Raw genomic sequence first — 14,345 nt, 5'->3', positions numbered from 1 at the left:
AGCGCCATAGGATTGATGTCGTGAAGAAACCTCGCCTCTACTCAGGAATGCAGCCCTCCGCCGACTCCCTCCAGATCGGCAACTACATTGGGGCCCTCCTGCAGTGGCGGGATCTGCAGAGCTCTTACGACGCATATTTCTCCGTCGTCGACCTGCACGCACTGACCGTCGCGCAGGAACCGAAAGAGTTGCGTGAGAAGACGCGTCGCACGGCGGCCCAGTACATCGCCGCCGGCATCGAGCCGTCGCTGTCGACGCTGTACGTGCAGTCGCACGTAAGGGCGCATGCCGAACTCGCCTGGATCCTCAGCACCATTACCGGTTTCGGAGAAGCCGGTCGGATGACGCAGTTCAAAGACAAGTCCAGCCGGTACGGCGCCGACGCCACCAGCGTCGGGCTGTTCACGTATCCGGTTCTGATGGCCGCCGATATCCTGCTCTATCAGACCGATGTCGTACCCGTCGGCGATGACCAGAAGCAGCACGTTGAGCTCACCCGCGATCTCGCCGAGCGATTCAACTCGCGCTTCGGCGAAACGTTCACTGTGCCGATGCCCGTGATCCAAAAGGACACCGCGCGAATCTTCGATCTCCAAAACCCGACGGCCAAGATGTCGAAGTCTGCAGAGAGCGACGCCGGCGTGCTCTGGATGCTGGATGACCCTGCGAAGTCGGCGAAGAAGATCATGCGAGCGGTGACTGACAACGAGGGCACGGTGCGGTTCGATCGCGAGAACAAGCCGGGTGTCTCGAACATGCTGACCATCTACGCCGCCCTCACGGGTCGCCAGGTCGCCTCGATCGAAGACGAGTACGCCGGTCGTGGGTACGGCGACTTCAAGAAGGGTCTCGCTGAGGTCGTTGTTGCCGAGTTCGAACCGGTGCGCGAACGGGCCCTTGAGCTTCTTGATGACCCGGCCGAGCTTGATCGCATCCTCGCTCAGAACGCTGCGCGTGCCGATACCGTCGCTGACGCCACGCTCACCGATGTGTACGACAAGGTCGGGCTGTTGCGCCGGGTCTGATCACGAAGCCTGTGTGGATCGGTCGCGCGCCATAGGATGGGAGCGTGACCGATCCACAGCTTCCGCCGCCCGCGCCGTACGGCTCCGTTCCTCCGGTGCCCCAGGCGCCAGCGTCCGCCCCTCAGGCACCGCCCGCATATCAGGCCCCGCCCGCTGCACCGGCGTACCACCAGGCTGCTCCTCTAGAGCAGAACTACCAGACCCCTCCCGGAGCGTATTCCGCACCCGTTGGTGGCTACGGCGCCCCTCCGGACGGCTTTCAGCCTTCTGCCCAAGCAGCGCCGAAGGCAGCGGTTCTCGGAATCGTGGCGTTTGGGCTATCGCTCATTGCCGCCGTCGTCTCGTCGATCATCATCGGCATCGCCGGGTACCAGATCGGCTTCAACCTGCCTACCGCGGTCGACGACCTCAGCACGTCGAACAACGACCTGTCCTTCCTCTCCCCCGTGCGCGATCAGGTGCTGATGGGTGAGATCTCGTTCTGGGTCGGCACGCTCGCAGGCATTTCCGCAATTGTTTTCGGCATCATGGCGATCGTGAAGCGTCAGGGGCGCGGCTGGGGCATCGCCGGTCTCATCATCGGGGTGATCGCGCCTGGAATCTTCTTCCTGGTGCTCAGCGTTGCGCTCGGAATCGGCACGACTGCGGGAGCAGTCAACTTCTACGGCTGATGATCAACGCGGCGCATGATGCTTCTGTTGCGCTGCTACTAGTCCTTCGCTGACGAGCAGCTCGACAGCATCCGCTGAGTCGGCGACGAGAATCGGAAGCGTCTCGCGCTCAGTCTTACCGAACGGCGACAGCACCCAGTCCGCAGGGTCCTGCCGTCCTGGCGGCCTGCCGATGCCTACCCGCACCCTGGGGAAGTCCGCAGTGCCGATGGCTTGCGCGACGTCGCGCACACCGTTGTGTCCGCCATGCCCGCCGCCGACCTTGAGCTTGAGCGTGTCGAACGGAATATCGAGTTCATCGTGAACGATGACCGTTCGCTCTGGCGGCACGGAGTAGAACCGCGCCAGGGCAGCGACCGGAGTGCCCGAGACATTCATGAACGTGTTGGGTTTCGCGAGCACGAGTTTGGCTGCTCCTGGGCGCAGCCACGTCTCAACGACCCGCGCACCGGTCTTGTGCTCTCGGAAGCTCTCGCTGCGCCGGGCTGCCAGCTCATCCACGACAAACTGACCGACGTTGTGACGGGTCGTTTCGTATCGCTGTCCGGGGTTTCCCAGCCCCACGATCAACCAGGTATCTGCCATGCGTCTCTCGCCTCTCGAACGTCGTCAGGATACGACAGAGGGGACGCGATGTGCTCGCGTCCCCTCTGTGCATGTGCTTCGGTGAATTACTCCGCGGCAGCTGCTTCGGCCTGGCCCTCGGCGGACTCGCCCTCGGCGGAGACCGCTTCGGTGCTTTCCGAGCTCGACTCGTTCGGAACGTAGATCGCGACGACGAGCATCTCGGGGTCGGCGAGAAGCGTTGCGCCCTTGGGCAGCTTGACGTCGGCGGCCGTGACGTGCTGACCCTCTTCGAGGCCCTCAACCGAGACCTCGAAGTTCTGCGGGATGTGCGTCGCCTCGACCTCGACGGCGAGCGAGGTCGCGTCGAGGTTGGCAACGGTGCCGGCGAACGGCTCGCCGGTGACGATGATCGGCACGTCGACCTGGATCTTCTCGCCCTTCTTCACGACGAGAAGGTCGATGTGCTCGATGATCTGCAACACCGGGTCACGCTGCACGTCCTTGACGAGCGCGAGGTGGTCGGTGCCCTCGACGTCGAGGTGGAGCAGCGCGTTGGCGCGGCGAATGATGAGCGAGACCTGGTGGCCGGGCAGTGCGACGTGCACAGGCTCGGTTCCATGGCCGTAGATGACGGCGGGGATCTTGCCGGCAGCGCGCAGGCGACGGGCGAAGCCCTTGCCGAACTGTTCGCGGACCTCGGCGTGGACCTTGATGTCCTCAGACATTGATTCTCCTTCGGGGCACGCGACGAACTACTCGCCGCGTGATGGTCTATTGGTCGATATCTCGGACGATGACGTGCGAAAAACCACGAGGCTTGATTCGCCGCGTCGATAACGGATGCCGCGCATGCGAAGCATCCCTCGCCGAGGAACTCCTCTATCGTAACCGATGTGCGGGTAGGCTGAAACTCAGGTTATTTCCCCTCGCAGAACTCGGAGTCCGGCATGCTCGACGGCGCCTTCCTTTCACACGTCCTCCTGTGGCTTATCGGCGTGATGGCGCTGGGCGCCACGGTGCTCACGATCGGCGCGCTCTTCTCGATGGGCCGCACCAGCTACCGCAAGGACTGACGCTCCACGGCCCGTAACGCGGGTCTGGGCCGTGTCGGCATCCGACTAATCTGGAAGTGGTTCGCGCGACTCGGTCGCGTCCGGCCGATTCTCCCCACGGAAGGTGCATCAATGTCCTCTGCCGCCACGGCAAACATCGGAGTCGTCGGACTCGCTGTGATGGGTTCGAATCTCGCCCGCAACCTCGCCAGCCGCGAGGGCAACACGGTCGCGATCTTCAACCGCAGCTACGAGAAGACCCAGACTCTGCTGAATGGGCACCCGGAGGCTGGGTTCATCCCGGCATCCACCTACCAGGAGTTCGCCGACTCGCTGCAGAAGCCGCGCACGGCGATCATCATGGTTAAGGCTGGTGCTGGCACGGATGCAGTGATCCAGGCGCTTACCGAGGTGTTCGAGCCGGGCGACATCATCGTCGATGGCGGCAACGCGTACTTCCCCGACACGATCCGCCGCGAGAAGGCCGTCCGCGAGACAGGCATCAACTTTGTCGGCGCTGGCATCTCTGGTGGTGAAGAGGGTGCGCTCCTCGGCCCGAGCATCATGCCGGGCGGCTCTGACGAGTCCTGGATCACACTAGGCCCGATCCTGAAGTCGATCGCCGCGGTCGCCGAGGGCGAGCCGTGCGTCACTCACATCGGGCACGACGGCGCCGGACACTTCGTGAAGATGGTGCACAACGGCATCGAGTACGCCGATATGCAGCTCATCGCCGAGGCCTACGACCTCATTCGCCGCGGCACGGGCAAGACCCCCGCCGAGATCGCCGACATCTTCACCGAATGGAACAAGGGTGAGCTGGAGTCGTACCTGATCGAGATCACCGCCGAGGTGCTCCGACAGGTCGATGCCGAAACCGGCAAGCCGCTCGTGGATGTCATCGTGGACCAGGCCGGAGCCAAGGGCACTGGCGCGTGGACGGTGCAGACCGCGCTCTCGCTCGGCGTTCCGGTTTCGGGCATCGCGGAGGCAACATTTGCCCGCTCGCTGTCCTCACACCCTGAGCAGCGCGCTGTTGCCGCGGCACTGCCTGGCCCCGAGGAAGAATTCGAAGTTGAAGACACGGAGGCGTTCATCGAAGACGTGCGCCTCGCGCTCTTCGCGTCGAAGATCATCGCCTACTCGCAGGGCTTCGACGAGATTCGCGCCGGTGCCGCTGAGTACGACTGGAAGATTGACCTGGGCGCGATCAGCAAGATCTGGCGCGGCGGTTGCATCATCCGTGCCCAGTTCCTCAACCGCATCGCCGATGCGTACGAGCAGACGCCGGAACTACCTGTTCTCGCAACCGCGCCGTACTTCGCTGATGCCCTGACTCGCGGCCAGGCCTCCTGGCGGCGAGTTGTGATCGCCGCGACTGAGGCGGGCATCCCCTCCCCGGCGTTCTCGTCCTCCCTTGCGTACTATGACGGCATCCGTGCTGATCGACTGCCGGCTGCACTCGTGCAGGGTCAGCGCGACTTCTTCGGAGCACACACCTACAAGCGCATCGACAAGGAAGGCACCTTCCACACGTTGTGGTCGGGAGACCGCACCGAGATCGAGGCGGAAGACACGCACTGATCGTTCGTTCGTCGAGAAGGGCCGGGAACCGCGAGGTTCTCGGCCCTTCTTCGTCGCGTGGCATGATTCACAGTCAACGCATACAGGATTCCATAGAAACCCCATAGCTAATTCCTCAGAATGAATACATGACGAATGATCAGCCCGACCTGCGTCGCCCCGACGGAACCGCGCTCCGCATCCTCGCCGTAGACGATGAGCAGATGCTCACCGACCTACTATCAATGGCGCTGCGAATGGAAGGGTGGGAGGTGCGCACAGCATCCTCTGGCCTTGAAGCCCTCCAGGTTGCGCGCGAATTCGAGCCTGATGCACTGATTCTCGACATCATGATGCCAGATCTTGACGGCATGAGTGTGCTGAGGAGGCTCCGAGAATCTGGCAACCTTGTGCCGGTGCTGTTCCTCACCGCGAAGGATGCCGTCGGCGACCGCATCGCGGGACTGACCGCCGGCGGCGATGATTACGTGACGAAGCCGTTCAGCCTGGAAGAGGTCATTGCACGACTGCGTGCGATCATCCGCCGCACGGGCCTCGCCAGCGCCGAGGAGGGACAGTCAATCCTGCGCGTGGGCGATCTCACCCTCAACGAGGACAGCCACGAAGTTGAGCGCAATGGCACCGAGATCGAGCTGACGGCAACCGAGTTCGAACTGCTTCGGTACCTCATGCGCAATGAGCGTCGGGTGCTCTCGAAAGCCCAGATCCTCGACCGGGTGTGGAGCTACGACTTCGGCGGCAAGTCTTCGGTGGTCGAGCTTTACATCTCATACCTTCGCAAGAAGCTCGACGTCGGGCGCACGCCGCTCCTGCACACGGTGCGCGGCGTCGGTTACATGATCAAGGCTCCGCAGTGACGTTGATGAGGATGACGCATCGCCCGCTGACCCTGCAGACGCGGCTGATGGCCGCTGTCATCGGGTTTGTGTCGCTCATCCTCATCATCGTCGCGGTCATTACGAGCGCGACGCTCGGGCAGGCACTGGAGGGCCGCCTGCAGGATCAGGTGGGCACGACGGCAAGCCAGACCACGTATCTCGTCGCCAACCAGGCGCGAGTATCAGCTCTGTCGGGTGAACCCCTCACAGCGAAGACGGTTCTGAACGGACAGCACTTTCAGGGGCCGGGGCTCTTGCTCGCTATTGCGTCGCCCGACGGCGCGAGCGGCGTCGTGGTGACTCCAGACGGCACCGCCGATCTCACCGACAAGCAGCTTCTCGAGATCAATGACGCAGTTAAGGCCGCGCCGAATACCGCTGTCGCACTGGAAGGCCTCGGCTCCTTCCGCGTCACGGTCAGGGAGGCCGGCGCCGTTGCTGTAGTCACAGGTCTTCCCCGTAACGAAGTGCAGAGCACGATGGCGCAGTTGCTCACCGTCATTGCCCTTGCCACGCTCGGCGGCCTCATCTTGCTCGCGTTGACGACAGCGGTCACTATTCGTCTCAGCCTGCGACCGTTGCGCGCGATGGCGGGAACAGCGACCAGGGTCGCCAACCAGCCACTCGATCGCGGCGAGGTGACGATCACCGAGCGCGTGCCGGCATCTGAAGCTGATCCCCGGACCGAGACCGGTCTCCTCGGGGCATCCCTCAACAAGCTGCTCGACCACGTCAACGACTCACTCGCGTCACGCCAGCAGAACGAAGAGCGGATGCGACGATTCGTCGCCGATGCCAGCCATGAGCTGCGCACCCCGCTGGCGTCGATCCGCGGGTACTCCGAACTGTCGCTGCGGGATCGCTCACTTCCGGAGACAACCCAAACCTCACTGGAGCGCATCCAGGCGCAGTCGCTGCGGATGACCCGACTGGTCGAGGACCTACTTCTCCTCGCGCGCCTCGACGAGGGCCAAGAACTCGTGCACGGCTCGGTCGACCTTACCCAGCTCGCGCTCGAGGGCTCGCCGACGCCCGCCCGACGGCACCGGAGCACCGCTGGAGCATCGATGTCCCCGAGGATCCGGTGGTGATCATCGGCGATGCGGGACGTCTGCACCAGGTCGTGACGAATCTGCTCGCGAACGCACGCACTCACACACCGGCTGGCACCGAGATCACGTTGAGCGTGGGGGCGGAGAACGACTGTGCCGTCATCCGCGTGCACGATGACGGCCCCGGAATCGACCCGCAGGTGCGCGATGAGCTCTTCGCGCGCTTCGCACGCGGCGATACCTCACGCGCCCGCCAGACCGGCGGCACCGGCCTCGGGCTCGCAATCGCCAAGGCCATCGTCGAAGGGCACCACGGCACGATCGCCGTCGCCAGCGAACCGGGTGACACGACCTTCACCGTGCGGCTCCCGCTGACGCCGACGTCCGCCGCTCCAACGTCGTACTGACTTCCGGGTCAGTACCCGGCGAACGCGTCGGTTGTGAGCGAGTGCGCCTTCTGCAATGCGGGGGCAAGGTCGGCGATGAGCCGTGGCGGGCCGGAGATGAAGGCGTGACGCGCGCCGATGTCAGGGACGGCGCTCTCCAAGCCCTGTGCGTCAAGACGCACTCCCCGCGCCCATGTCCAGTGCGCGGGAAGGTCCGCAGGTTGATCCCTGGTGAATACGACGGTGCGCACGCCGGTCGCCTCAAGCTCGTCGCGGAATGCGAGCTCTGCGGCCTCGGCCGCGACATACACGAGCACAACATCACGGTGTTCACCGGTCGCGTGCAGCTCGCGCAGCTGCGACACGAACGGAGTGACGCCGATGCCGGCGGCGACCATCAGTACAGGCACATCGCTTCGAGGCAACACGAAGTCGCCCCAGGTGCCGGTGACGGCGAGCGTGGCGCCTGGCGCGGCATCGGCGAGGGCCCGCTTGTAGCTCGACGGATGCTTCTGATCGCCGTTCTTGTATGCGATGCGCAGCGTGGGCAAGTCCGCTGGGGCCGAAACGATGCTGAACTCGCGGCGCGTGCCCCGGGCATCTGGGCGGTGATGCGGCACGTCCAGCTCGAGATATTGCCCAGGCAGGAACTTCAGTTTCCCCTTCGCTCGGAAGGTGAGCTCCTCCGCTGTGGGTGTGATGAACTCGCGCTTCTCGAGGGTCAGGCGCACCGACCCGCGCAGTGCAAACATCAGAGCGAGCAGGTTGCCGATCAGCAGCGCGCGCTCTTGGCCGAGCGAGAACAGGCCGCCGATCATGATCGGCCAGCCCGCCAGCACTCCGACCAGTGCCGCGACAGAGAACTGCTGCCAGCGCCGTGGCGGACTCGTCAGCGGCTCAGAAACCATGAACGCGCCAAGGAAGAGGTACGGAGTCTGCAGGATCGCGAACTGCACCGCCGTAGGGAGGTCGAAGGCGATGTGGAACTGCTGCGCCTGAACGGCTTGACGAACGACGGCCGTGCCGACGGCAATGAGCAGGAAGACCAGCACGACGCGCACCTTTTCGGTGCGCCAGAGCACCGCGAGCCCCAACACTGCAACGGGGATCGCCAGTACCCCAGTGCCTACCCACCAGGATGCCGATGTGCCGAGCCACTCGAACGCGCCGAAGGACCCGACAATTGAGACCACGGCAGCACCGAAAGCGGCCGGGTTGAGGATATGCCTGCCACGCCAGGCGATGATGTACTTCGAGACGCTCGCGAGCGCTCCGGCCAGCGCAAGCCCGAACAGTCCGGCCGGATCCAGCGCCGGACGCATCACGAACAGCAGAATCAGAGCGGTTACGAGCGACGATTCGACGCGCCACGGCAGATGCAACAGACGCTGCACGCCGGCATCCATCGCAGAGATCACAACAGCGAGCACAACGAACGACGCCAGCAGTTCAAGCGGCGTCGGCGATACGATCACGCCGAGGGCGGACATCGCCAGCGCGATCAACCCGAGGGCGGCCAAGGAGAAGAGCACCAGCCGATACATCGACATGGTCCCGAGGACCGCGAGCACCCGTTGGCGGATGGCAGTGAATGAAAACGTCACAGAACAACTCTTCCCTATCCGAGGGGTGTGCGCGTCGTGAAGAGCTCAACGGAACAGTTTTCAGAACGCTCTGCGCGCCCGTCAGTACTCATTCGCACCCACTCCACTCCCCAGCGGTTCGCGAGTTCCGCGCCGCCATCGAAGAACAGGGCGGTGGCCGCGGCATCCGCCTGCATCGTCTCCGGAGCGATCGCCCAGGTTGCCGCCCACGTGCGCACTGGCGCTCCGGTTCGGGCATCCAGAACGTGATGCAGTCCGTCACCCCACGCGCGACGATTGATGGCCGACGCGCACAGCGCCTGGTTTCGGATGGTCGCGATTCCGATCGCCTTCGTCCGGTCGAACGGATGCTCCAGCCCGATCCGCACCTCCCCGCCACGCACGACGAGATCGCCGCCAGCATCGACAGTCACATTGCCATCGACGCTGCCCCCTGCGTCGAGAGCCGCCAGCACGAGGTCGACGAGCCGTCCTTTTCCAAGCGCGCCGACATCGATCAGCGCAGGGGATGCCAGCGACAGCTGTGTATTCGTCCAGGTGAGCAGCGTCGCCCAGTGATCGGGCGCCGGTCGTGGCGTTCCCACAATGAGCGAGTAGTCGGCGGTGTAGCCGAGAGCGTTGAGGCTCTCCCCCACCAGCGGATTGACCGCACCGTCGGTGGCCGCAGAAAGCTCGCGATACGCGTCGAGCATTACTGCGGCATCCGCTGGCGCGTCGACGATGCCACCGTCAGCCGCAAGACTCGTCACCAGTGAGGCTTCGCGAAATCGCGACCAGGTGTGGTCAAAGTCGTCGATGACCTCAGTGACAGCGGTGCGAGCGGACTGATCGAGCGGGTGGTCTGTCTCGATCTCCCACGTCGTGCCTATCGCATCGAAACGCCAGAGAGACATCGGGCGTTAGACCGTGGCCTGTTCCTTGATCGCGTCGAGCGCCGAGTTGAACCCACCGCTGGTGAGTGACGAGCCGGCGACGCGGCTCACGTTCAGGTCATCGATTGCGACTCCGACGACCTCTTCGGCGATGCCGTCGATGAACGCGCCCTGGTACTGCTCGGTCTCGCGGGCCTGCGGGTCGCCGGTGACGTTGACTTCCGTCACAACTCCACCCTCGAGCGTGAGAGTGACGGAAATCTTCTCCACTGTCTCCGGCGTCTGATAGGCGCCATCGGCGGTGTACGTGCGTCGTTGTACCCGCTCGACGCCGCGGAGCTATCGCCGCCCGATGCCGAGGAGCTTTCGCCCGACGGTGACGGGCCGGGTGCAGCACCCGTGTCAACGCTCGAGGCGTCTTGCGCGTCTGCTGGGCCTGAGCAACCAACCAGCACAAACGCGCCAGCGATGCCGACCAAAGCGGCGCCCTTTCGGACGGATGACGAAACGGCGGAGCTGATCATGACTAGAGATTATTCCGAGCCGCTATGCGACGGCTGTGTTCAGCAGCAGTGTCTCAGGCTGCTACGCGTCGCCACCGAACATGCTGGTGACGGAGCCGTCTTCGAAGACTTCGTGTATGGCGCGTGCCAGCAACGGAGCGATCGGCAGGACTGTGAGACCGTCCCAGCGACGCGACTGGGTAAGCGGAATTGTGTCGGTGACGACGACCTCGTCGATCGCGTCATCCTGCAAGCGTTCGCTAGCCGGGTCGCTGAAGATCGCGTGCGTGGCGGCAACGATGACGCGGTGCGCCCCATTGGCCTTCAGCGCCTGCGCCGCCTTCACGATCGTTCCACCCGTGTCGATCATGTCGTCAACGAGCAGACACGTTCGGCCGTCAACGGCGCCGACGATCTCGTGCACCGAGACCTGGTTCGCAACCTTCGGGTCGCGGCGCTTGTGAATGATCGCCAGCGGTGCGTTCAAGCTTTGCGACCAGGTGTCTGCGACACGTACACGACCCATATCTGGGGAGACGACGGTGAGGATCTCACGATCCGCTGCGTTGAGCGTTCGCTGGAAGTAGTCCATCAGCACTGGCTTGGCGAAAAGGTGATCGACGGGGCCGTCGAAGAATCCCTGAATCTGCGCGGCGTGCAGGTCGACGCTCATGATGCGATCGGCACCGGCCGTCTTGAGGAGGTCAGCGACCAGACGGGCACTGATCGGCTCACGTCCGCGGCCCTTCTTGTCCTGGCGGGAGTACGGGTAGTACGGGGCCACAAGGGTGATGCGCTTGGCCGATGCACGCTTCGCGGCATCGATCATGATCAGCGTCTCCATGAGCCACTCATTGACCGGCTCGCCGAAGGTCTGGATCAGGAAGAGGTCGCAGCCGCGGATCGACACCTCGAAGCGCGAATAGATCTCGCCCGAGGCGAAGGTGCGGTGCTCGGTCGGAGCGATCTCAGTGCCCAGCGCCGCGGCAACAGCGGCGGTCAGCTCGGGATGCGAGCGTCCACCCGCGACGACCAGCCGCTTCTTGGTTTTAGCGATAATCCCCGGCGCAATGCCGTTGTCTCGGTCCAGCTCAACGGTCTTATTCTTGCGCGCCATGGCCTGCCTTACTCTGCGGCTCTGTTGACCCGGGATGCCGCTGCTGCAGCACCTGTTCCGGCTCGATTCTTCTCGACCCACCCCTCGACATTTCGCTGAGGGGCGACACTCAAGGCCAGGGCACCAGGGGGGACGCCTTGCGGACGACCGCTCCCGCTCCGGTCTTTGCTCCGTCTCCGATCCTAACCGGAGCGACGAACACGTTGTGCGACCCGGTGTGCACTTCGTCACCGATCTCGGTGCGGTGCTTGACGAGGTCGTCGTAATTCGCGGTGATAGCTCCGGCACCAAGATTGACGCGTTCGCCGATCGTCGTGTCACCGATGTACGAGAGATGCGGAACCTTACTTCCCTCTCCGATCTGTGAGTTCTTCGTCTCAACGAAGGTACCGATCTTGCCGTTCGCACCGAGGACTGTGCCTGGACGGAGGTAAGCGAATGGTCCGACAGTTGCTCCCGCGCCGATCACGGCAAGCGTGGCGTCGGTGCGGCGGATGACAGCATCCGTGCCAACCTCGCAGTCGAGAAGCGAGGTGTCAGGGCCAATCGTTGCGCCGGACTCGACGACTGTTGCGCCGGAGATGATCGTGTTCGGCAGGATCGTCACATCGGGAGCAAGCTTCGCGTCGTCATCGATCCAGGTTGTGGCCGGGTCGACAATCGTGACGCCCTCGCGCTGCCAGCGCCGCACGATGCGAGCATTGAGCACACGGCCCGCTTCTGCGAGCTGCACGCGGTCGTTGACGCCGAAGGTCGCTGCGGTATCAACGGCGATTTCGGCGGCAACGGTCTCTTGCGCTTCGCGCAACAGACCGATGACGTCGGTGAGGTACATCTCGCCCTGGGCGTTGTTCTGGTCGACCTTCGCGAGGAAGGTACGAAGAGCGGATGCGCGGAAAACATACACCCCGGCGTTGATCTCGGCGACTGCGGCTTCAGCAGCCGTGGCGTCCTTCTGCTCGACGATGCGTGACACGGTTCCCGACGCGTCGCGGATGACGCGACCATAACCGGTCGGGTCATCCAGGAGCGCGCTGAGCACGGTCGCGGCGGCTGATGCTCCGCGGTGCGCCTCGAGGAGCGCCTGCAACGTATCGACCTCAAGCAGCGGTACATCACCGGAAAGCACCAGCACATCGCCGGAGAAGTCATCGGGAAGCGCATCGACGGCAATCTGCACCGCGCGGCCGGTGCCAGGAATCTCGTCCTGGTCAACGACCACCGCGTCCGGGTAATGCTCACTCAGTACCGCGACGACCCGATCGCGCTCGTGACGCACCACGACCTCGATACGCTCCGCGCCGAGTCGGGATGCCGTCGTCAGCACGTGACCGACGAGAGGGCGCCCGCTGATCGGGTGCAGCACCTTCGGCAGCCGGGACTTCATCCGAGTACCCTGGCCTGCGGCCAGCACAATGATCGCAAGCTTGTTATCGGTCATGCTCCGCCGCCAGGACTCGAACCTGGACTTAACAGCTCCAAAGGCTGTCGTGCTGCCATTACACTACGGCGGACCGCAGCCTGAGGCCACGAGTCAATTCTGCCATGCCCGAGGGTGGGTCCTCTGACACAATGCCCGATAATAGAACGATGAGCGAGGCAGATGAAGTCGACCGCATCGTCGGCGCGTGGAACACACAGCGCCCCGACCTCGACTTCTCGCCGCTCGAAGTGCTCTCTCGGATGGATCGACTTTCGAAGCATCTTGACCGCGCGCGCCGCGATGTTTTCCGGCGCAGCGACCTCGAACACTGGGAGTGGGACGTGCTCTCGGCCCTGCGACGTGCCGGTACCCCGTTCCAGCTCTCCCCCAAGCAACTGCTTCAGCAGACTCTGGTCTCGAGCGGCACGATGACGAACCGGATCGACCGTCTCGTCGGCCGACGCTTCGTGCGTCGCGAGGCAGATCCAGACGATGGGCGCAGCGTCTTGGTCACCCTGACGGAAGACGGACAGATTCGAGTGGATGCCGCGATCACCCGTCTCGTCGACGTCGAGGCCGAGCTCTTGCAGGCGCTCTCTCGCCCAGATCGGGACCGGATGGCGTCGCTCCTGCGCAAACTCAGCCTGAGCTACGACTCCTGATGGCCGCTCTCTGATGGCCATGCGCTCTCCCCTCCCCGTCCGAGACGGGGTCGGCGCCACGCGGCTGCACGTCCCGCGTACGGGACCGTGGCCCACCGTCAGTGCCTATATGGTCGAGCGATTCTTCCATCTGGAGCCGAAATGGTTGCTCGAACGATTCGACCGCGGCGAGATCGTCGCCTTCGACGGTACGCCGGTCCGGCGTGACACCCCGCTCAGCGGGGAAGAGTTCGTCTGGTACTATCGCGAGCCCCCGGCTGAGGCAGAGATTCCGTTCTACTCGGAGATTTTGTATCAGGACGACGATCTCGTTGTCATCGACAAACCGCACTTCTTACCCACCACTCCGGCCGGAAAATACGTACAGAATTCCGCCCTGGTGCGGCTGCGCAGACAGCTCGACAACGCAGATCTCGCACCGATTCACCGCCTGGATCGCGCCACGGCGGGGTTGCTGATGTTCTCCGTTCGTCCGCAGACGCGTGGCGCATACCAGTTGTTGTTCCAGAAGAGGCGGATCGAGAAAGTCTACGAGGCCGTCTCCGCGCGACCCGAAGGGTGGGAGAACCCGTTCCCGCTGACCGTTCACGCTCACATCGAGAAACTGCGCGCCCAGGTGTGCGTCGAGGTCGACCCGACGCGAGAACCGAACTCAGAGACGGCCATCGAGCTCATCAATGCGGACGACCACGTCATCCACACGCTCTTGAAGCCGCGCACGGGGAAGATGCATCAGCTTCGTGTGCACCTCGCGTCAGTGGGCGCCGGCATCCTGAACGACGGTCTGTACCCGCTGCTGCTTGACGAGAAGCCCGATGATCACGAGCACCCACTGCAGCTTCTCGCCAAAGAGCTGCGCTTCACCGATCCGCTTTCGGGTGAAGAGCGCGAGTTCGTGTCGCGCCGGACGTTGCAGTACGCGCCGCGTATCTGACTCAGCGGAGCTGTT

15 protein-coding genes, 1 tRNA gene and 1 pseudogene are annotated in these 14,345 nt (G+C 64.0%); 9 read left to right on the top strand and 8 right to left on the bottom strand.

The genetic code is table 11. The features are described from left to right. Positions 1 to 20 precede the first annotated feature (20 nt). Both trpS and DC31_RS07405 read left to right on the top strand, forming a co-directional pair. A complete protein-coding gene (gene trpS / locus DC31_RS07410) occupies positions 21 to 1,025 on the top strand; it encodes a tryptophan--tRNA ligase (protein WP_081813766.1) in 1,005 nt (334 codons plus the stop codon). Between the two features lie 44 nt (positions 1,026 to 1,069). Further along, the gene (locus DC31_RS07405) at positions 1,070 to 1,696 is read left to right on the top strand and encodes a hypothetical protein (protein ID WP_036278624.1); all 627 of its coding nucleotides are present in this window, start codon (positions 1,070 to 1,072) and stop codon (positions 1,694 to 1,696) included. Positions 1,697 to 1,699: 3 nt separating this feature from the next. On the opposite strand, the gene pth is transcribed toward DC31_RS07405, so the two are convergent. Together pth and DC31_RS07395 are read right to left on the bottom strand one after the other, a co-directional pair. Beyond that, the gene (gene pth, locus DC31_RS07400) at positions 1,700 to 2,281 is read right to left on the bottom strand and encodes an aminoacyl-tRNA hydrolase (RefSeq protein ID WP_036278622.1); all 582 of its coding nucleotides are present in this window, start codon (positions 2,279 to 2,281) and stop codon (positions 1,700 to 1,702) included. Positions 2,282 to 2,367: 86 nt separating this feature from the next. Beyond that, complete coding sequence (locus tag DC31_RS07395) at positions 2,368 to 2,988, bottom strand: 50S ribosomal protein L25/general stress protein Ctc (protein WP_036278620.1); 621 nt, start codon at positions 2,986 to 2,988, stop codon at positions 2,368 to 2,370. A gap of 222 nt (positions 2,989 to 3,210) precedes the next feature. Between DC31_RS07395 and DC31_RS19910 the strand changes: the two genes are divergently transcribed. The 5 genes from DC31_RS19910 to DC31_RS20235 all read left to right on the top strand — a co-directional run bounded on the left by DC31_RS19910 (position 3,211) and on the right by DC31_RS20235 (position 7,236). Further along, positions 3,211 to 3,336 (top strand): hypothetical protein, encoded by a 126-nt coding sequence (locus tag DC31_RS19910; protein WP_268748223.1) that lies wholly within the window; start codon positions 3,211 to 3,213, stop codon positions 3,334 to 3,336. Positions 3,337 to 3,447: 111 nt separating this feature from the next. Then, entirely contained in the window at positions 3,448 to 4,899 is a 1,452-nt protein-coding gene (gene gndA, locus DC31_RS07390; protein WP_036278619.1) for an NADP-dependent phosphogluconate dehydrogenase, read from the top strand. A gap of 128 nt (positions 4,900 to 5,027) precedes the next feature. Continuing rightward, positions 5,028 to 5,756, top strand: coding sequence for a response regulator transcription factor (locus DC31_RS07385; protein WP_036278618.1), 729 nt, complete (start codon positions 5,028 to 5,030; stop codon positions 5,754 to 5,756). A gap of 5 nt (positions 5,757 to 5,761) precedes the next feature. Continuing rightward, positions 5,762 to 6,868: a histidine kinase dimerization/phospho-acceptor domain-containing protein gene (locus DC31_RS07380; RefSeq protein WP_327036847.1), complete on the top strand. Its 1,107-nt coding sequence runs from the start codon at positions 5,762 to 5,764 to the stop codon at positions 6,866 to 6,868. Beyond that, complete coding sequence (locus DC31_RS20235) at positions 6,865 to 7,236, top strand: sensor histidine kinase (RefSeq protein WP_327036837.1); 372 nt, start codon at positions 6,865 to 6,867, stop codon at positions 7,234 to 7,236. Before DC31_RS07380 ends, DC31_RS20235 begins: the two co-directional genes overlap by 4 nt. 8 nt (positions 7,237 to 7,244) lie before the next feature. Here the strand turns inward: DC31_RS20235 and DC31_RS07375 are convergent, their stop codons facing one another. The 6 genes and pseudogenes from DC31_RS07375 to DC31_RS07350 form a co-directional block, all read right to left on the bottom strand. Next, entirely contained in the window at positions 7,245 to 8,819 is a 1,575-nt protein-coding gene (locus DC31_RS07375) for an FAD-dependent oxidoreductase (protein ID WP_036278617.1), read from the bottom strand. A gap of 14 nt (positions 8,820 to 8,833) precedes the next feature. After that, positions 8,834 to 9,712 (bottom strand): FAD:protein FMN transferase, encoded by an 879-nt coding sequence (locus DC31_RS07370; RefSeq protein ID WP_036278615.1) that lies wholly within the window; start codon positions 9,710 to 9,712, stop codon positions 8,834 to 8,836. Positions 9,713 to 9,718: 6 nt separating this feature from the next. Continuing rightward, positions 9,719 to 9,961 (bottom strand): FMN-binding protein, encoded by a 243-nt coding sequence (locus DC31_RS19320; RefSeq protein ID WP_235201389.1) that lies wholly within the window; start codon positions 9,959 to 9,961, stop codon positions 9,719 to 9,721. 315 nt (positions 9,962 to 10,276) lie between these two features. Beyond that, the gene (locus DC31_RS07360) at positions 10,277 to 11,311 is read right to left on the bottom strand and encodes a ribose-phosphate diphosphokinase (protein WP_036278613.1); all 1,035 of its coding nucleotides are present in this window, start codon (positions 11,309 to 11,311) and stop codon (positions 10,277 to 10,279) included. Between the two features lie 8 nt (positions 11,312 to 11,319). Beyond that, positions 11,320 to 12,752 (bottom strand): annotated as a pseudogene (glmU, locus tag DC31_RS07355) (bifunctional UDP-N-acetylglucosamine diphosphorylase/glucosamine-1-phosphate N-acetyltransferase GlmU). A gap of 1 nt (position 12,753) precedes the next feature. After that, positions 12,754 to 12,825: transfer RNA gene (locus tag DC31_RS07350), tRNA-Gln, on the bottom strand. Between the two features lie 76 nt (positions 12,826 to 12,901). On the opposite strand from DC31_RS07350, the gene DC31_RS07345 reads away from it, so the two are divergent. Beyond that, positions 12,902 to 13,396 (top strand): MarR family winged helix-turn-helix transcriptional regulator, encoded by a 495-nt coding sequence (locus DC31_RS07345; RefSeq protein WP_036278611.1) that lies wholly within the window; start codon positions 12,902 to 12,904, stop codon positions 13,394 to 13,396. A 19-nt stretch (positions 13,397 to 13,415) separates the two neighbouring features. Next, positions 13,416 to 14,330, top strand: coding sequence for a pseudouridine synthase (locus DC31_RS07340; RefSeq protein ID WP_200872880.1), 915 nt, complete (start codon positions 13,416 to 13,418; stop codon positions 14,328 to 14,330). Positions 14,331 to 14,345: the final 15 nt, after the last annotated feature.

Source organism: Microbacterium sp. CH12i, assembly GCF_000685355.1.
GTDB lineage: Bacteria > Actinomycetota > Actinomycetes > Actinomycetales > Microbacteriaceae > Microbacterium.
Note: the sequence above shows the minus strand (reverse complement) of the source record. Positions and strands in the feature narration are given on the sequence as shown.

Bases quoted from the DNA above. Each gene is read 5' to 3' on its own strand.
- DC31_RS07345 (WP_036278611.1), top strand. From the start codon at position 12,902: ATGAGCGAGGCAGATGAAGTCGACCGCATCGTCGGCGCGTGGAACACA.
- DC31_RS19910 (WP_268748223.1), top strand. From the start codon at position 3,211: ATGCTCGACGGCGCCTTCCTTTCACACGTCCTCCTGTGGCTTATCGGC.
- pth (WP_036278622.1), bottom strand. From the start codon at position 2,281: ATGGCAGATACCTGGTTGATCGTGGGGCTGGGAAACCCCGGACAGCGA.
- DC31_RS07395 (WP_036278620.1), bottom strand. From the start codon at position 2,988: ATGTCTGAGGACATCAAGGTCCACGCCGAGGTCCGCGAACAGTTCGGC.
- DC31_RS07360 (WP_036278613.1), bottom strand. From the start codon at position 11,311: ATGGCGCGCAAGAATAAGACCGTTGAGCTGGACCGAGACAACGGCATT.
- gndA (WP_036278619.1), top strand. From the start codon at position 3,448: ATGTCCTCTGCCGCCACGGCAAACATCGGAGTCGTCGGACTCGCTGTG.
- DC31_RS07385 (WP_036278618.1), top strand. From the start codon at position 5,028: ATGACGAATGATCAGCCCGACCTGCGTCGCCCCGACGGAACCGCGCTC.
- DC31_RS07340 (WP_200872880.1), top strand. From the start codon at position 13,416: ATGCGCTCTCCCCTCCCCGTCCGAGACGGGGTCGGCGCCACGCGGCTG.
- DC31_RS07370 (WP_036278615.1), bottom strand. From the start codon at position 9,712: ATGTCTCTCTGGCGTTTCGATGCGATAGGCACGACGTGGGAGATCGAG.
- DC31_RS07380 (WP_327036847.1), top strand. From the start codon at position 5,762: ATGAGGATGACGCATCGCCCGCTGACCCTGCAGACGCGGCTGATGGCC.